Source organism: Pseudomonas sp. GW821-FHT07B01 (assembly GCF_059419065.1).
On record NZ_JBWKRA010000002.1, the window covers coordinates 94362 to 110127 of the forward strand.

Here is a 15766-nt window from a genome sequence, read left to right on the forward strand (position 1 = left end):
TGAGGAGAGGGAACATGTTTACCCCTATCGGTATTCAATATGCATTGGCATGGGGCATTGCACTGGCGTCCGGCAACGCCATGGCCTCTTGTGAATTGGTGGAGAGGGGCGGGTTGATCCAATCGACCCTGGCGTTGCGTGCCGTTCAGATTACCGTTGGGCGCGACATTGCAGTGGGAACCGAGGTCTACCGGCAAGTGTTCAATCTTGCGGGCAATTCTGCGATTCGCTGCGCCCCGGGGGTAGATGACATCAGTGTCAGGCGTAGCGTGGAGACCTCCTCTGCAGCGATTCCCGGCTATCAAACGCGCGCGGGGGGCAGCGTTTACCCTACCAATCTTGCAGGTATCGGCGTGCAAATTCTGGACGCGGATAATCGCCCCTTCCCATCCATCACAAGGAGCCCCAACTGCCCTGGATCGGAAGGGTGTGTTTTGCGCAATCAGGGTCTGGATAAATTCACTCTGTCATTTATAAAAGTCAGCACCAACGTAGAGGCGGGAGCTATTTCCAGTGCAACATTGCCCACTGTGCTTATCAGCTATGACATCCGAGGGCAGCAGCTGCCGGTGCGTAAAGTACGACTCTCTGGCCTGCTCAGAGTCGCGTCACAAACCTGCCGGACGCCCCATGTTCAGGTAAATCTGGGCAGGCATCCAATCAGTGAACTTGAGCATCTCGGCTACACCCCGTGGCAGGACTTTGGCATCGCACTCAATCAGTGTCCGGGATTTCACGGCTATTACTCTGCGGGTGCGGTGGGTGGTGAACCGGGTGTGGTGTTAAACCCCAACAAAGTGACGTTCAGAATCGACCCCACCCAACCGGCCGTATCCAATGAAGAGGGGATCTTGAGTCTCACGCCTGGCCTGCAGGGTGCAGTGAAAGCTGCGCAAGGCATTGGCGTGCAAATCGCTCAAGAGAGTGCTCAACCGATCAAGCTGTCCACCTTGCTTGACAGTGGTCTCTCACTGCAGTCGAACGAAGGAGGGAGTTATCTTATCCGTCTCAAGGCGCGTTACATCAAGCAAGCTAACGCAGTGGCGCAAAGCGGCCCGGCGAATGCCACCGTGACCTTTACGATCAACTACCAATAGTCAGAATTATCGGGCGTCCGGCCCGTATGAATGTGTCTGAAATTGTCTATACTCTCGCTCATTAAGCGTGCCGCCGGTTGCTTAGGTGTATTCGCAATCTATCCAGGATGTCGTAGGCGGGTGCGGGGTAATAACGGTAATGCAACCCATTGAAAGCGCTGGTAGCAATACTCCACCGTCGGTGGGGCATCAGCAGGTGACACTCAAACTTCATGATACGTCGCGCTATGCGCAATTTACCCCCAGCCAGCATCTTTTGCTGGTAGGTGATGGACGCACTATCACCCGACTGGAGTTGAGCTACAGCTCAAGCAGGCTCCTTGAATTGTTGATTTCCCGGGCGGACCTGATCGTCGATCGTGAGGAGATGTTCGCCTTTGGATGGCCGGGCAGGGTGGTCGGGCAAAACAGTCTTAATCAAGCGATCTCCAATATTCGCGAGGTGCTGGGTGACGATGAGCAACGCACCATCATTCAGACCGTTCCTCGCCGTGGTTATCGCTTTAACTCCGCTTTTTTGAGCGAAACGGAGGTTCCGTTTGTCACCACCGAAAAAATCCTTATCCCAGAAATAGCGGCAGGTATTGCAAGTGTTAGCGTTGCGCCAGTATTGGGTGGCGCATCAAAAGTGGTTTATTCATTAAAGGCCCTGTCCGGCTACACTAATTATGTGCTCGCAACGTTAGTCGTGGCGTTGACCATCAGTCTGGTCTGGCGTGTTGACTGGGGGCTTTGGCTACAGCAAGGGATGTACCGTGACACTGAATCGGTGGGCGACTTGAATGTTGAATACATATCGGAGAGCCCAGAAGAGCTGACCAAGCTACGCCAGGATTTGCAACCGTTGCGTGACCGTTTAGCCGCGTATGTTAAAAAACCGGAAACCGTCCTCTTTAATAAAATGCACGGCTTTTATGAAATAGTGTGCATTGACCAAGGAAAGACCGTTCAGTTTTTGACCGTCCATAAATCAAAAGTATCGCAACTGACGGAAGAGCAATTACAGAGGTGCATCAATTGAGGCCTTTTAATATTCGCTACACCATTGCCTTGACGCTTGCAGCGATTGTATTGGTGGTTTTGCACATCGCCTACTCTGCCCAGTCAAGCAGGCAGATATTTAAAGGGACATTTTTCGCCTCTGGCGGGATCATCATGAGTAATGGCGACGTCTATGACACACGTCTGCGCTTACAGTCTCATGGCTACAAACTGCATGACTTTGAAGAGGTCAATAAAAGCAGTCAAGATTTTGCATTGACCCAGGAAAGCAGTTTGTTTGGCAACGCCCGATTCGTGATTAGCCAAGAGCGAGACAATGAATGGCTTAAGCACAACCTGAGCATCGATCGCGACATTGCTTTCAATTACGCCTATTACTCGAACGTCTTTTCCAGATTAAGCCTTTATAAGTTAACGACCCGCTCCAAAAGCGAGTGTTTTTATATTAAGGAGTTAGAGGCTATACGCTGCTTTGGTATTGAGCGCTGAGTTGACGCATACCTCACGCCTTTTCTGATGTTACGCAGGCGCCCGTTCTGGGTGCCTGTAGATGAAAAAATTAATTAGAATTTATCTGCCCATGCCTAGAGGAACCTGGAGGCATTTGCGTGTCCGCGCATTGAGTGGTCGTGGAATAAGGCATTTTGGGTGAATAGTTATGAAATCACGGCGATTGATTTGCGGGGCATTACGATTAGTGGCAAATTTTCGTGGCGTCAAAGGGCGTGTTGAACCAACAGCGCCATGTGTTTGCGCAACCGTCACCGAGCGTGATGCCGTTGAGCTGCGTTTTAGTCGCGTTGACCGCACTTTAAGTGATCGCGCAACTACAGCAGCTAAATAAATCAATTGAAATGGAATTTACATAATGAACAACAAAATATTGGCTCTTTGTGGTTTTGTCTTGGCGGCGCCTTATGGCTTAGTTAGTGCTGCCATGACAAGTTCCACAGGCGGCGAGATTAAGTTTACTGGCTATTTGGTTGATACTGCCTGTGCGGTGGAATCAGAGTCGGCAAATTTGGTTGTTGACTTCAATGAAATTCGAATCGCCCAGTTCACCGGCGATGATCCTACCGCTACGGTGAAGCCTGCCGGTGTCGCATCTAAAGCCAGATTGCCCTTCAAGATTAAGTTAGGTGGGTGCAATCCGGATGTTTCATCGAACGCATCTGTACGTTTTTCAGCGGTAGCCGACCCTGATGCTTTATCGTCTAATCTGCCGGATGCGGGGACGATGATTGTCGCGGGGCTTGGCGCTCAAGCCTCCTCAGGTGTTGCGTTGCAGATTTTCGATTTGAGTAACTTACCCGTTAAAGTGGATGGCTTGACTCAAACCCAGGCCATTACTTTGCAACCTGGTGAGAATGAATTTATTTTTAGTGCGGGCTATGTGTCGGTACTTCCTTCAGACCAAATTACAGTCGGTGATGCGACAGCGACTGTAAATTTTAATGTTGATTACGACTAATAGAGCTGTCGTCAAATTATAAAATGCCTGGTTAGGCATTTTATAATCTAGCAGCACTTATTGACATAAGGAGTGTGGTATTTGAGTGTTTGCAGACTCTCGAAGTGGGCCGTACTGTTGGTTATTTTTCTCAACATGTCCGCACACTCAATAGCGAATGCCGCCAAGGGCACCACTGTTGTATCAGTTCCTGGTGGCAGGGTGACGGTGGTAGGCGCCGTAATTAATAGTGGTTGTTTGGTCAGTACGAGCAATACCGACAAAGTAGTACAAATGGGTGAGGTGAGGAGTAACCAGTTTTTGGGAGTGGGTAGCGATGCTCAGCCAGTGGCTTTTTCCATCCAGCTAGAGGATTGCGTAAGAAATATTCGTGATTCGATAGGCATCAGTTTTGTGGGTGTTGCAAATGAGCATGATGCTGAGGTCTTGGCTATTTCCCCAGGGCCTAATGCAGCTCAAGGTATTGGTGTGGCGCTGTTTGATGCGGATAACAAGTTTTTACCTATCAATACCTTGCCTGTCAATTTCACGCCTTTGAACAAAGGAGTGAACACGTTACATTTTTCCGCCAAATATAGGCTTGCAGAACAACACCCAATTCCAGGAATCGCTGATGCGTGGGCAAACTTTACGCTGACCTATCAGTGATTCAGATTGAACAGAGCACGTTATTTAACGTTTTATATGGAGCAGATCTTGGATATTTTCTATCTTTCTAGAAAAAGAATATCGCTATGCGCCGCGATACTTATGTCTCTACACTCCAGCGCCTCCTATGCTGGCGGAGTCGGCCTTGGGGCAACGCGGATTATTTATCCCGCCGAGACTAAGCAGGCTGCTTTAGCAGTAACCAATACCGATAAAAAAAACGTTTTTCTGTTGCAATCCTGGGTAGAGAGTGCAGAGGGATTGGTCACTCAAGATTTTGCGATTACCCCCCCCCTTTTTGTGATCAAAAAACAATCCGAAAACACCTTGCGCCTAGTATACGGCGGCCCGCCCCTGCCAGAAGACCGTGAAACACTATTTTGGGTCAATGTTAAAGCTATTCCTTCAACAGATAAAGAAGCAACTGAAGGGAAAAACCAACTTCGGTTAGCCGTGGTGAGTCGAATAAAGATGTTTTACCGGCCCCAGGGGCTAACGGGGGATTCGCGTGATGCTGCGTTGAATATGAAAGTTAACCGCGTGGGTGAACAGGTGCTAATTAATAATCCGTCTGCTTACTTTGTTAACCTTGTACAACTAAAGGTAGGTACTCAGCAGCTTGAGAATACGATGGTCGGGCCTTACTCTGAAGTTAAGGTTGACATCCCGATGAAGGCGGCGGGAGAAATTAGCTATTCATTTGTCAGTGATTACGGTGGGGTTGTTAAAGTCAAGTAAGAGCATAACGACACTCTGGTGCAATATCGAAGTGCTGATATTTAATATCTAAGGTTGCCGAAATCACTTGGCAAATAACTGGCGTGCGGTCACTCATACCCAGAGGCTGCGGTGTACCGTACGCAATGGCAGAGCGCTACATTTTAAATATTAGTTACTGCGTTAGGCGGGTATTGAACAACAAAAGCCCGATGGAGCAGGTGCTTGAGGGGTGATTGCTTCAAGACAGTAAAGGGTTGTGAAGGTCGTATTAAACATGGAGTAAAAAATGCGATATGTTTCCTGTTTCGTTAAGGCTGGGCTGCCCCGTTGTAGTGACCGAATTAACCGATTGCCTTTTGGTTATGCCAAGGCGTATGCCTGTTTGATGCTTGTGATCTATGGAGGTTTGGCCCAGGGTAGTCAATATTTTGATCCTGCTTTCTTGACGGATACAAAATCAAAAGTGGCCGACTTGTCACGCTTTGAAAAGGTAGATGCGGTGCTACCCGGGACTTACCGTGTTGATGTGTATCTGAATGGTGTGTTTGTCAATGCCCGCGATGTATTGTTTGAACCTAATACTCAGATAAATGAAGGCGCTACAACGCTCGCGGCATGCTTTACACAGCAAGAAATTATTGACTTTAATATCAATCCTGCGGCTGTAGTGGGACTCGATAGTGTGGCTCCAGGCACCTGTATTCAACTAGAAAAATTGATATCCCAAGCGCAAAGCACATTGAATTTAGAACAGTTAAGGTTAGATTTAAGCGTGCCTCAGGCGATGTTGACATTTCAAGCCAGAGGCTTAGTGCCTGTTGATGAGTGGGATAACGGGGTCAGTGCTCTTTTAGTTAATTATAATTTTACCGGAGCCCATACCCGTGACTCCAATACCACGAGTAAAGACAGTTATTTTTTGAATCTTAATACTGGCCTTAATGTGGGGGCCTGGCGTCTGAGGAATAATTCGACGGTCAGTGAGGGTAATCGTTATAACTCGGGAGGCGGTGTTAACTGGACTACGCTTAATAGCTATGTACAGCGTGCTCTTCCGGGAATAAAAGGCAGCCTGGTACTGGGGCAGGCGACCACGTCTACAACTGTTTTTAACAACTTTGGTTTTGATGGGGTGCGACTGTTTTCAGATGACAGTATGCTCGCGGACAGTGAAAGAGGTTTTGCTCCGGTGGTTCGGGGCATTGCTGGCAGTAATGCCGAAGTTACCATCCGTCAAAGCGGCAACGTGATATATCAAACCTATGTGGCAGCTGGGCCATTCACCATCAATGATCTATATCCAAGTTCAACGAATGGTGATTTGCAAGTCAGTGTCACTGAAGCAGATGGCAGGGTGAATGAGTACAGCGTCCCTTTTGCTTCGTTGCCTATCATGCAGCGCGAAGGTCAGCTGAAATATGACGTGGTTGTTGGCACATTGCGCGGCAACAGTTATCAGGAAAGCCCTAGCATCGTTCAAGGCACGCTTGCTTGGGGGCTGCCCGCTGGGTTGACTCTTTACGGTGGTCTGCAAAATGCTGAAAAATATCAGTCGTACTCCTTGGGGGTAGGGCAAAATCTAGGGCACTGGGGCGCAGTATCGTTTGACGTGACTGCGGCCAACAGTACGTTACCTGATCACAGCGAGCACACCGGTTATTCGCTGCGCATGTTATATGCAAAAACATTAGCCATTTCCGGCACGAACTTTAAGTTGGCAGGCTATCAATACTCGACTCGCGGGTTTTACAATTTTACTGACACGGCCAGCAAGATGATGGAAAGAAACCCAATCGTTATTGCTCAGGATGGCGAGATCTATCAAAAACCCGATTTTGCTGACCGTTTCAACCTGAACTATCCAAAGCGCAGTAGCGCTCAGTTAAATATCAGCCAGCCGTTGGGCGGTATGGGTTCACTGTACATCGGTGGCAACCGGCAAACATTCTGGAATACCAAAGAAGTCACTGATCTTTTGCAAGCGGGTTATCAGAATACTATAAAAGGTGTTAACTACTCGTTGTCCTACAACTACAACAATGGTGCATGGATTGATAAGCCGGACCGGATCGTTGCCTTGAATATATCCATGCCACTGGGGGATGGCGCTTGGTCTGGTAAAAGAAACAGCAGATCCCGTGGCATGTACGCTACCTATGGTCAGACGGTCAACGATGAAGGCCACACACGTTACAACGCAGGCGTATCGGGCACGGCCCTGGAAAATAATAATTTCAGTTACGGCATGCAGCAGAGTTACAACGATCAAAGTCACGCGGCCAGCAGTAACTTAAACGGCATATATCGTGGCCCCACGGGCAATGCCTCAGCCGCGTATAGTTACAGCAAAGAAAACAGCCGTCTTAATTATGGGCTAAGTGGAGGGATAGTCGCGCACGCTGACGGTGTTACCTTCAGCCAACCGCTAGGAGATACCAATATACTCGTCAAAGCACCACTTGCCAGAGATGTAAAAATCGCAAATAGCGTGGGAATAAAAACGAATAAACAAGGTTATGCGGTTATTCCATCAGGCATGAATTACCGTCAAAATCGTGTCGCGCTGGATACCAACTCTTTAGCCAACAATATCGAGATTGATGACCCGGTTACTTATGTCGTGCCAACCCAAGGTGCGCTTGTGCGCAGTACGTTTAATGTGCGCATTGGTGTGCGTGCATTAATGAACATCTTTTACAAGGGTGCACCTGTTCCCTTTGGGGCCAGCGTGACCCAAATCGGTCATTCAAACGACAATATCGTGGGTACTAACGGTCAAGTGTTTCTCTCGGGGCTGGCTCTTGAGGGACGGTTAAACGTGCGCTGGAGTGACGGTCCGGAAGGGCAATGTACCGTTGACTATCAATTGGATGAAGGCAGTGAATATAAGGACATCAGTAAGTTAGATGCGGAGTGTTTGTGATGAACTGGCGCTATTGTTGTGCAATTGCGGGCATGTTTTTCTATCACAGTGCAGCCGCCTATGACGCCTTGATTTATGTGTATGGCGCGGTTGCAGATAACGGTTGCCGCGTATCAATAAATTCACAAAACATGACTGTGGATTTTGGCAATGTGTCGACTAAACAATTTTATTCGGAAAACATACCTTGGGCGAAACGTAAATTTGTCATTGACCTTGAAAGTTGTGGTCCTGCTGCGAAAGGCGTGAAAGTGACTTTTACAGGGGATGCTGACTTGGTGAATCCAAAATTGCTCGCGGTCAAACAAGAGGGCGATTTTGCCACAGGGGTTGGAGTTGAATTCCTAGATATGAACGGTGTGCTCATTCCTCTCGGTGTTCAATTGGACTCTGAGTTGCTAATTAATCCGGCGCTGGCAACAAACCAGCTAGAGTTTCAGGCTCAATACCGTTCCACGGGGCCTGTAACAGCTGGGGCAGCTAACGCGACGGCGAATTTTGTATTGGAGTATCAATAATGAGAGCTACAATAAGCACATGCGTAATGCTTATAGTCTCGATTCTGTCGTCAAGCATGATTGACCGAGTTGAAGCTGCTATTAATAACGGTAGGCCTTCAACTGTATCAGCTCAAAATATTTTAATAAAAAAACCAGCCCTGACCAACTCTATTGTTGGCGAAGCGATAACCGGCTGGATCAATACGCCATACAGAACTGTTGGCGTGACGGGCCCCTGGGGACAGTTCGGTTTAACGATGCGTGCTAGCCCGACGGCGATACCTTATTCTGAAGGAGGTGTAGCTTATACGGTATACGCCTTAAATAGCTCGCCCAATATTGGGTTTGTGTTGAGTATTGTCTCCAGTGATTGCTATTGGTTATTCACTTGTATTTGGCATCCTTCCGGGCCTTATGCAATCACCGTTGGGCAAAATGAATTTCAATCGTTCAGGAATGGAGGCTTCGTCGCGTCAGGTTTAGAGTATCAATATAATATAAAATTCATTGCATTAAGTTCAGATTTTATTCAGAGCGACGTATCAGTTTCCCCCCAAGAGATTGCCACTGCTGTCATGTGCGGGGCAGGGGGATGTGCTGATACAGGCGCTGTTACGCTTGACGGTTTTACCCTTACGTATGAGAAGTTGGGTTGTGTAGCAAGTTTTCCACCGAATATTTATATGGGGGTTATACCGCTCGATCAATTTAATGGGGTAGGGGCTACGGTCACTGCGCATTCAGCCACAACAATCAATCTTTTGTGTGACGATGGACTCGGCGTACACGCGATGATGACGGATCAAAATGACCCTGGGAGCGATAAAACAACGCTCACGCTGACAGATGTACCTAATAAGGCTTCAGGCATTGGTGTGCAATTTATCAAAGATGATGGCGGAATTGTTCAGTATGGACCGAGCTCAAGTGTAGTTGGCGGTGGGCCAGGCCAATGGCGTATCAAGTCGTCTATAGACAGCAATAATTTTTCGTTTACCTTAATGGCGCAGTATATTCAAACGGAATCTGTTGTTACACCAGGGGAGGCAAATGCTGTCGCGAGCATAACGTTTGCCTATGACTAATTAAGCGCCGACTGTTTGCGCAATACGCCAAACGCGAAACCCCACTCGATGAGTGGTGAATAATTGCGAATTCATCGCTCGTCACCCTAGTCAGCATTCGATCTGATCTATTCTAGCCACCCAAATCAGAGCTTCGAATAAGCTGGATCCTACATTTCGCAAAGTGTGAGGCCTGCTCATCACTTCTATCATGCGGCTGTATTCACGATACGCGAGCCTTGGCTAATCAATTACTTTACGACCGCTTTTCAGTTACCGTCTATTGTCCTTGGGGCCGGTCTCTCAATGAGCCAGGCGCTGATTACGTTTGTGGGTGTCCCAGGTCACAAGCAGCCCAAAGTGATGGGTGAGTGTGTGGCCGGCCGCGAAGTTAAGTTATTGCATTAATAGGGTGCAGCTTCCGATGCCCTTGCGTGCTCACTGGCGCGCTCCCAGACGTACACCCATGAAATTTCGAAGCGCTTCAATGCCGAGTAAACACCCTGTCGCTGGGTTTTATATTTCTACGGCAGACGGTGATACTAAACATGCAATTCTTGATGGGGATGTTTGCCCGTGGAGTTATTACCTCACGGGTGTGCCGCGTTGTACTCAATATAGAACCCCTTATGGGGCGTGAATCATACTGAAATGTGTGTGCGTTTAGCCGTGTTAAATACACTAGAATCTTAGTCTCTCATGTTTCGCGTAACGGGCATCGGCTTCGGAATCAATGCTCTTGGTATAAGTATCCTTAGTTTTGAATTGGGCACGCACATTCGCACACCAAAGATAGATGTCTTTTGCAAGAGTCCGTTCACCCTTAAACCTATTGAGCATTTTACCCTCTATATTCAACTTTTCCATTAGCATGATTGCAAAGTCTTGGCAGTTGTATACGTCGCCGCCTTTCCATTCGCCGTGCTTCTTGGCCAGCTCATAGGCCGCACTATAGATAAATGAAAGGGGGACTGGGTGATCTAGCTTCAAGTTATACATTCTGATGCTGTCGGTGAGTTTTGGCAGTGTTGCATGATACAAAAGTAGATAGGTGTCCGACCTAAGGTCTACCTTTACATAATGGGTGCCTGTTCGATAGGGCACATACACTGCCCAGTGTGCTGATGGTTTCAAACTGCGTTTTTCTAGAACAATTTCTTGTATTAGCGTTTCAGGTGTGATGTCTGGACATTCAATTGGGCATTTTAATAGGCTAATTATATTGCTCTCATCAATGTCCGGAATAGATGTGACGGATTTTCGTGTGTCGTTGGTGACTTTACTTGTTATTGTTGGAATCATTATTTATTTCCTCTGGGTAGGGGGTTAAAGCAGCGCGTATTTATTTAGATTTGAATGTGCCACTTAACAGGTGGGGTTTGTGTTTTGAGAGGTTTAGCTCGTTAGAATTTATTGTACGAGAATGAGTCATCGTGCTCCCGTTTTTAAACGCTTTTAGATTTTAATCAGGTTGTATGGCATGCACTTCAAAGCGACCCATACCTTCTAATTCTTCATCTGCGCTCACCCGAGTACCTTCACGATCAATCATCGTTTCGATCTCGATTTGTAGGCTCAGGTGTTCACCTGATGCCAGCACGGGCCCTGAGTAGGGGGCAAGTTTATCTCCAGGCCGTAGAAGCGGCTGGTTGGAAGTAGAGGTGGTTGTGTCAAGTGTGCGTAACCGAACCGGTTTTCCATCCAGTTGGGCGTCGATGATTTTCAAGGTAAAGACACCGTTTTTTGCGAAGCGATAACCCACCTCGCTGCCTTGCGAGGCCCTAAAAGACAAGGCAATTACAGTGTTTGTGCCGCAGCTAGCAGTCAGGTTGATCGTTCTTTTGCCAAGGCTCAGCAAGGACATTCCCGGGATCTGCGTAGGTTGGTCGCGGCTAAAGGATCCTAAGTCGATCGTTGTTTCGTTGAGCTGTAGCTGGCATTGCGGCTGTGCATGTGTAGGGTTCTTAACCACCCCAAGACCCAAGACCGCAAGGACGGCCAATACTCGCAACAGGCGTTGGAAGACTTTCCGGGGGGTGAGTGTGCTCAGTACTGGTCTCAATGTGTTCACCTTAAATAGCCACGCACGTTGCTTTGATGGTTTCGATGGTTTTTGACTGATCGGCATACTTGGGTTGTGAATAACGGACCTGGCAGGTTTGTTCCTCGTCGAGGACGACGTTTAACGTTTTGCCCGGCTCTAGGGTTGGGAAATAAATTTTGCCGTTGCCGATAGTGGTTGTGACGTACTGTTTGTGTTCGTTCTGTACAGCGAGGCCTTTGACCAACGGTGTGCCTTGGGAGTCTGTGACTACCAGCATGGTGCGCCGTGTGGTACTGACGTCGAATTTGATGTGGTTAACCGAGCCTCGGCTGGGCTTCAATTTTTTTATCCCATTATTGATGTCAACATTGCGCGGCAGTGATGCACCGCTGACTGCCAATTGACTCTCACGGTGAGGTGTAAGGCTAGGGGCGATGGCCTGACCAAACATATCAGTCCATACTGGCCCGCGCGGGGTCATCACTTTTACCCCCGCCAAGTCGCCTACCGAGAGCACGCCGAAGGTGTCGTCAACAGGGTAGGGTGACAATGTCACGCCACTCCCATGAGCCACCACCGCACCGGTCAGACGTGCGTTGTAATTGGTGCTGCCCTCGCTTGATCTGGCATAGCCCAAATTGGCTTGCGCGTAGCGCGGCAACAGGCTGGTCGACGCTGAAAAATTGGTACGGTGGGTGAAGTCGTCATGATCAGCCCGAAGCTGATAGTTGACGCTCTCGTTGAGCTTTTTGTTGAGTGCTACGCCACTGCGCGTGCCATTTTTGTCGGCATTGGCATAGGTTCTTATGTTGTCGCCGAAAGGAACACTGACGCTTAGTGAGGTGGTCAGGCCGTTGTCGTAGGCGCTGTTACCGATGTTTTTGCGTACACTGGCATTGAAAGTGGCACGTTTGTAAGACGCAGACCATGAGGCAGACAAGTTTTGTGCGCTTTGATTGTCAAAGGTGCGCGAGTAAGAGGTCGACAGATTAAAGTTGCCAACAACGGTATTCCCCACACCCAGAGAGAGGCCGTACTGATCACGGTTTTGGCTTTTGAAGCTGTCAACAGTCTTTAGTGCTCCGCTGGTTTCAAGAATGTCTTCAACATCGTCTGCGTTATAAACGCTGTCCAAAAAGTCACGATAGCCTTCGGTTTGTTGCGTAGTGCTCAGTCCCAAGGACACGTTCTTATGTAGCCGGGTTGACATAGAGGCGCTGATTTGGGTGCCGCGTTGCCCCAGTTTGGTGCTGCTGGAGGCTGACTGTGACATGGCCAAGGTGGTTTCTGGAGTTAGCCGATACCCTGCCGACCACGCGAGCCCCTGGTAGTGGGCGCTGCCCAATACCCCGGCCGTCAGTTGAGTACTTTGACTCACGGGCCAAGTACCGCTGGCACTCATTAGCAAGGGTTTTTCGCTTTGGTCATCGGTCGAGCGATACTGCCCGGCGGCAAATGAGTAGCCGGGCGTTGTGTCAAACGCACTGCCGTCCAGACTTGCGGCTGGCAATGTAAATGAGCTTCGTGAGCCGTTGTCTTCAATCACGGTGACGAGCACATCAAGGCGTTTATTGAGCGCAAGGTCGGTCAATAAGTAAGGGCCTTCGGCAATCACTGAGGTGTGAATCAGATTGCCGTTTTGCCGCACTTCAATCCGGCCTGGCGAGCGTGCCATGCCTTCGATGCGCACCGGGCTTTCGCCTGCACCCAGTCGCAGACTGTCTTCGGGTACTACTTGAATACCGGAAAGTGCGATTCCTGAAAAAACCGAGTTGGCAATGTTGATCTGGCCGCCCTGAACGGTAGAGTCGATGGCGCTGAAGGTGCGTTGGCCATACGCGTACAGATGATTCCATTGGCCGCCGGAGGTCGAGGTGCTGTAATTCTGGCCACTGCGAAATAGCCAATCACCGGTGTTGAGCCCCGCCACGGTATTCACGTTCTGGTACGACTTGGCGTTGCCTTTTGACTCGCTCTGCGAAGTAAAAACCTCGTAATTAAGCATGGCCGCCGTGCCACCCCGGTTGAAATAGCGATCCTCTGACTCGCGAGGTCGCAACGCATTGACTGGCACGATCAGGTGTACTTCTGATTTTCCTGGGCGCAGGTCAACGACGGTTTTTGGGAACCGGGACAAAAAACCAAGGCTGTCAACGCCCTCGACTGAGTCGCAGGCTGCATCCTTATCGGATGCGCCTTCAGGTGTTATCAGATTGGCGTTTTCCAACAATTCGGCGTTTAGGCACAACTGCCCTTCTTGATTGAACGAGGCGATCATATCGGCTTTGCGGCTACTGTTTACGAATAAGCTCACGGGTTGGCGTCCTGCGAGGAAGCGTGCAGAACGCGAAAAGAATGCCACCTGTTTGGGGTCCAATTTCCGGCCCTTCAGTCTGCCCAAGTCGTAGGTAATTTCTTTAACTGAGCTTGCACCGCTGTCAGGCTTTACTGTTTGGGCGACGGCAGTCTGTACCGAGGTACTGACGCACACAAACCCAATCAGGCGTGCAGCAGGGCGTAACAAAAGAGCTCGGTAAACGGATGCATTCATGTTGGTTTTAATCAGTGATCGAGTGTCAGTTGCTAAGGGAAACTGCACTTACTCGATAGGTGCACTGAACGGGTCGGCCGCGTAACCGTGCAAGTTGGCCGGTTTAATTTTGATGTGGGTCGCGGCTGTGCGCTGATCTTTGGGCAGATCAAGGCTCAACGTTTGGCCCGGCAAAATATAGGTATTGGGCAGCGTCACGGTCTGGTCGCCAGGCAACAGTTCCACAACAGGCAGCAATCGAATTACATAAGGGCTTGGGTTTTTAACCACTAACTTTCCTGGCGACGAAGTCCACGTCAAGTTTTTCCATGGGGTCAGGTCTTTCTTTAATCCTTTTGGACTGATGATGACAGGCATGTCATGCATCAGCGTCATGCCCACTTTTGATGACCCTGAATCAGTATTGGGCGGGATGCCCTCAAAAGTCGCACGGCGCAAGCGTTGTACGGTGGAGGGTTCTTTTTGCTCCAAAATGAAGCGAACCGATTGTGTGTCTCCTGCCTCTACCCGAGCCATGGGCGGGCTCACCACAATGATGTCCTCGTTATCACTGTCCAAATTGTAAACGGCACTGACTAACAACGAAGGCCCTTTGTCCGTATTGGTGACATTAATTGTTGCCTCGCCTTGACCTTCATCAATCAGGAGCACGGTTCTATCCGGGCTCATGCCGCTGGCGTGAGCCTGGGTAAAACCCAACATTAAAACAGGGAATAACAGCGCGGTGAGAGATAACGGGAATTTAAAACAAGTTTTCATTATGGAACCTATCGTTCGACGTGTTGAAGCGTTAATTGTTGAGGTGTCCTTAATCTGCTCGAAGAGCAAATAAGTCATGGTGCGATGGCTGATGTTGCGTAGGCCATGCGCACGTTTACCATCGACGCGATAGCAAACGTGCACGTTGCTTGTTGGTTTTTTGCAAAGATTTACAGGTAAACCATTTTGAACGTTGTTTCGCCGACAACATCAACGACGGTATTCAACTCGGCATTGATCTTGCTGGTGGGCAGTATTTCGGGGTATAGGTCGAATTCGATAACCAGATTTTTTGAAGGGTGCAGCGTTTCTGATTTATCTTTATCGGAAAAAAATATGATATCTGGCGCTCTGTTTTCATCATTAATGCTGGACTGAAAGAATTGGTCTCTACGGAAGCCGTTGTTCGCACTTTTCAGGTTGAAATGACGACCGTTATCCGTATCACGAACATCAGTCATATGCATGCGATAGCTGCCGATCAACACACTGTCCTTATTGTTAGCATCAACAAGACCAAACTGCGTAGAGGGGCCAGCACCGCCGTGCATCGTCCTGTATGAGCCGTTAAGCAGCGTATTGGCATAGGTATCGACAAGGCTCATGGACACGAATGCCTTGGCCTCGCAGTCCACGTTAAGGCTGATTTTTTTTTGTGTTGGAAGCGTGAAAGCGTGATCTTTGCTTAGCTGGCTTGGGTTGATGATGCCTAACTCGACATTCGCACCACTGTTTAAGATAAGGTTGCAGACCGGTGCACGGATATTGATATTTACCTTGAGTTTTTCGTTCTCATCAGAGCCTGTCTGTTGAAGCGCAGCATTGGCAAAGGTTGACGTACCCATAGCAAGGGCGAGCACTGATAGTAAAAAAGCCTGTTTCACGTGTGCAGCTCCGGTGTGTCCAAAGTTGGCCAAGGTTCTAAGAACCTTAAACTTATGTGACGAAAGCCAATCCTTTGCCAATCCGTTTACGTTAAGCCCGCTC

Annotated in this window: 14 protein-coding genes; 9 read left to right on the forward strand and 5 right to left on the reverse strand. The window is 48.9% G+C overall.

Translation table 11 applies throughout. The annotated features are described in order from the left end of the window. The first annotated feature begins 14 nt into the window (after window positions 1–14). The 9 genes from AC07S6_RS02970 to AC07S6_RS03010 all read left to right on the forward strand — a co-directional run bounded on the left by AC07S6_RS02970 (window position 15) and on the right by AC07S6_RS03010 (window position 9446). Window positions 15–1097 (forward strand): fimbrial protein, encoded by a 1083-nt coding sequence (locus AC07S6_RS02970; protein ID WP_495111647.1) that lies wholly within the window; start codon window positions 15–17, stop codon window positions 1095–1097. 139 nt (window positions 1098–1236) lie between these two features. Beyond that, a complete protein-coding gene (locus AC07S6_RS02975) occupies window positions 1237–2118 on the forward strand; it encodes a winged helix-turn-helix domain-containing protein (protein ID WP_495111648.1) in 882 nt (293 codons plus the stop codon). Beyond that, the gene (locus AC07S6_RS02980) at window positions 2115–2588 is read left to right on the forward strand and encodes a hypothetical protein (protein ID WP_202691801.1); all 474 of its coding nucleotides are present in this window, start codon (window positions 2115–2117) and stop codon (window positions 2586–2588) included. Before AC07S6_RS02975 ends, AC07S6_RS02980 begins: the two co-directional genes overlap by 4 nt. A 379-nt stretch (window positions 2589–2967) precedes the next feature. Next, a complete protein-coding gene (locus AC07S6_RS02985; protein ID WP_495111649.1) occupies window positions 2968–3570 on the forward strand; it encodes a fimbrial protein in 603 nt (200 codons plus the stop codon). An 81-nt stretch (window positions 3571–3651) separates the two neighbouring features. Next, window positions 3652–4218, forward strand: a complete 567-nt coding sequence (locus AC07S6_RS02990) for a fimbrial protein (RefSeq protein ID WP_495111650.1) — start codon at window positions 3652–3654, stop codon at window positions 4216–4218. A gap of 48 nt (window positions 4219–4266) precedes the next feature. After that, on the forward strand, window positions 4267–4956 hold the full coding sequence (locus tag AC07S6_RS02995; RefSeq protein ID WP_495111651.1) for a fimbria/pilus periplasmic chaperone: 690 nt from the start codon (window positions 4267–4269) through the stop codon (window positions 4954–4956). Window positions 4957–5224: 268 nt separating this feature from the next. Beyond that, window positions 5225–7861, forward strand: coding sequence for a fimbria/pilus outer membrane usher protein (locus tag AC07S6_RS03000; RefSeq protein ID WP_495111652.1), 2637 nt, complete (start codon window positions 5225–5227; stop codon window positions 7859–7861). Beyond that, window positions 7861–8379: a fimbrial protein gene (locus tag AC07S6_RS03005; RefSeq protein ID WP_495111653.1), complete on the forward strand. Its 519-nt coding sequence runs from the start codon at window positions 7861–7863 to the stop codon at window positions 8377–8379. The genes AC07S6_RS03000 and AC07S6_RS03005 overlap by 1 nt, the downstream gene beginning before the upstream one ends. Before the next feature lie 56 nt (window positions 8380–8435). Next, the gene (locus AC07S6_RS03010; protein ID WP_495111654.1) at window positions 8436–9446 is read left to right on the forward strand and encodes a fimbrial protein; all 1011 of its coding nucleotides are present in this window, start codon (window positions 8436–8438) and stop codon (window positions 9444–9446) included. Window positions 9447–10106: 660 nt separating this feature from the next. On the opposite strand, the gene AC07S6_RS03015 is transcribed toward AC07S6_RS03010, so the two are convergent. From AC07S6_RS03015 to AC07S6_RS03035, 5 genes are all read right to left on the reverse strand, one after another. Further along, window positions 10107–10727, reverse strand: coding sequence for a hypothetical protein (locus AC07S6_RS03015; protein WP_495111655.1), 621 nt, complete (start codon window positions 10725–10727; stop codon window positions 10107–10109). A 160-nt stretch (window positions 10728–10887) separates the two neighbouring features. Further along, window positions 10888–11487, reverse strand: a complete 600-nt coding sequence (locus tag AC07S6_RS03020) for a DUF1120 domain-containing protein (protein WP_495111656.1) — start codon at window positions 11485–11487, stop codon at window positions 10888–10890. 10 nt (window positions 11488–11497) lie between these two features. Further along, a complete protein-coding gene (locus AC07S6_RS03025; RefSeq protein ID WP_495111657.1) occupies window positions 11498–14020 on the reverse strand; it encodes a fimbria/pilus outer membrane usher protein in 2523 nt (840 codons plus the stop codon). A 48-nt stretch (window positions 14021–14068) separates the two neighbouring features. Then, entirely contained in the window at window positions 14069–14857 is a 789-nt protein-coding gene (locus AC07S6_RS03030; RefSeq protein ID WP_491790565.1) for a fimbria/pilus chaperone family protein, read from the reverse strand. Between the two features lie 92 nt (window positions 14858–14949). Continuing rightward, window positions 14950–15663 carry a DUF1120 domain-containing protein gene (locus tag AC07S6_RS03035; protein WP_491790564.1) on the reverse strand — a complete coding sequence of 238 codons (714 nt, stop codon included), beginning with the start codon at window positions 15661–15663 and terminating at the stop codon, window positions 14950–14952. Window positions 15664–15766: the final 103 nt, after the last annotated feature.

Excerpts from the sequence above, each read along its gene's own strand:
- AC07S6_RS02970 (WP_495111647.1), top strand. The coding sequence starts at position 15 with ATGTTTACCCCTATCGGTATTCAATATGCATTGGCATGGGGCATTGCA.
- AC07S6_RS02975 (WP_495111648.1), top strand. The coding sequence starts at position 1,237 with ATGCAACCCATTGAAAGCGCTGGTAGCAATACTCCACCGTCGGTGGGG.
- AC07S6_RS02985 (WP_495111649.1), top strand. The coding sequence starts at position 2,968 with ATGAACAACAAAATATTGGCTCTTTGTGGTTTTGTCTTGGCGGCGCCT.
- AC07S6_RS03000 (WP_495111652.1), top strand. The coding sequence starts at position 5,225 with ATGCGATATGTTTCCTGTTTCGTTAAGGCTGGGCTGCCCCGTTGTAGT.
- AC07S6_RS03005 (WP_495111653.1), top strand. The coding sequence starts at position 7,861 with ATGAACTGGCGCTATTGTTGTGCAATTGCGGGCATGTTTTTCTATCAC.
- AC07S6_RS03010 (WP_495111654.1), top strand. The coding sequence starts at position 8,436 with ATGATTGACCGAGTTGAAGCTGCTATTAATAACGGTAGGCCTTCAACT.
- AC07S6_RS03015 (WP_495111655.1), bottom strand. The coding sequence starts at position 10,727 with ATGATTCCAACAATAACAAGTAAAGTCACCAACGACACACGAAAATCC.
- AC07S6_RS03025 (WP_495111657.1), bottom strand. The coding sequence starts at position 14,020 with ATGAATGCATCCGTTTACCGAGCTCTTTTGTTACGCCCTGCTGCACGC.
- AC07S6_RS03030 (WP_491790565.1), bottom strand. The coding sequence starts at position 14,857 with ATGACTTATTTGCTCTTCGAGCAGATTAAGGACACCTCAACAATTAAC.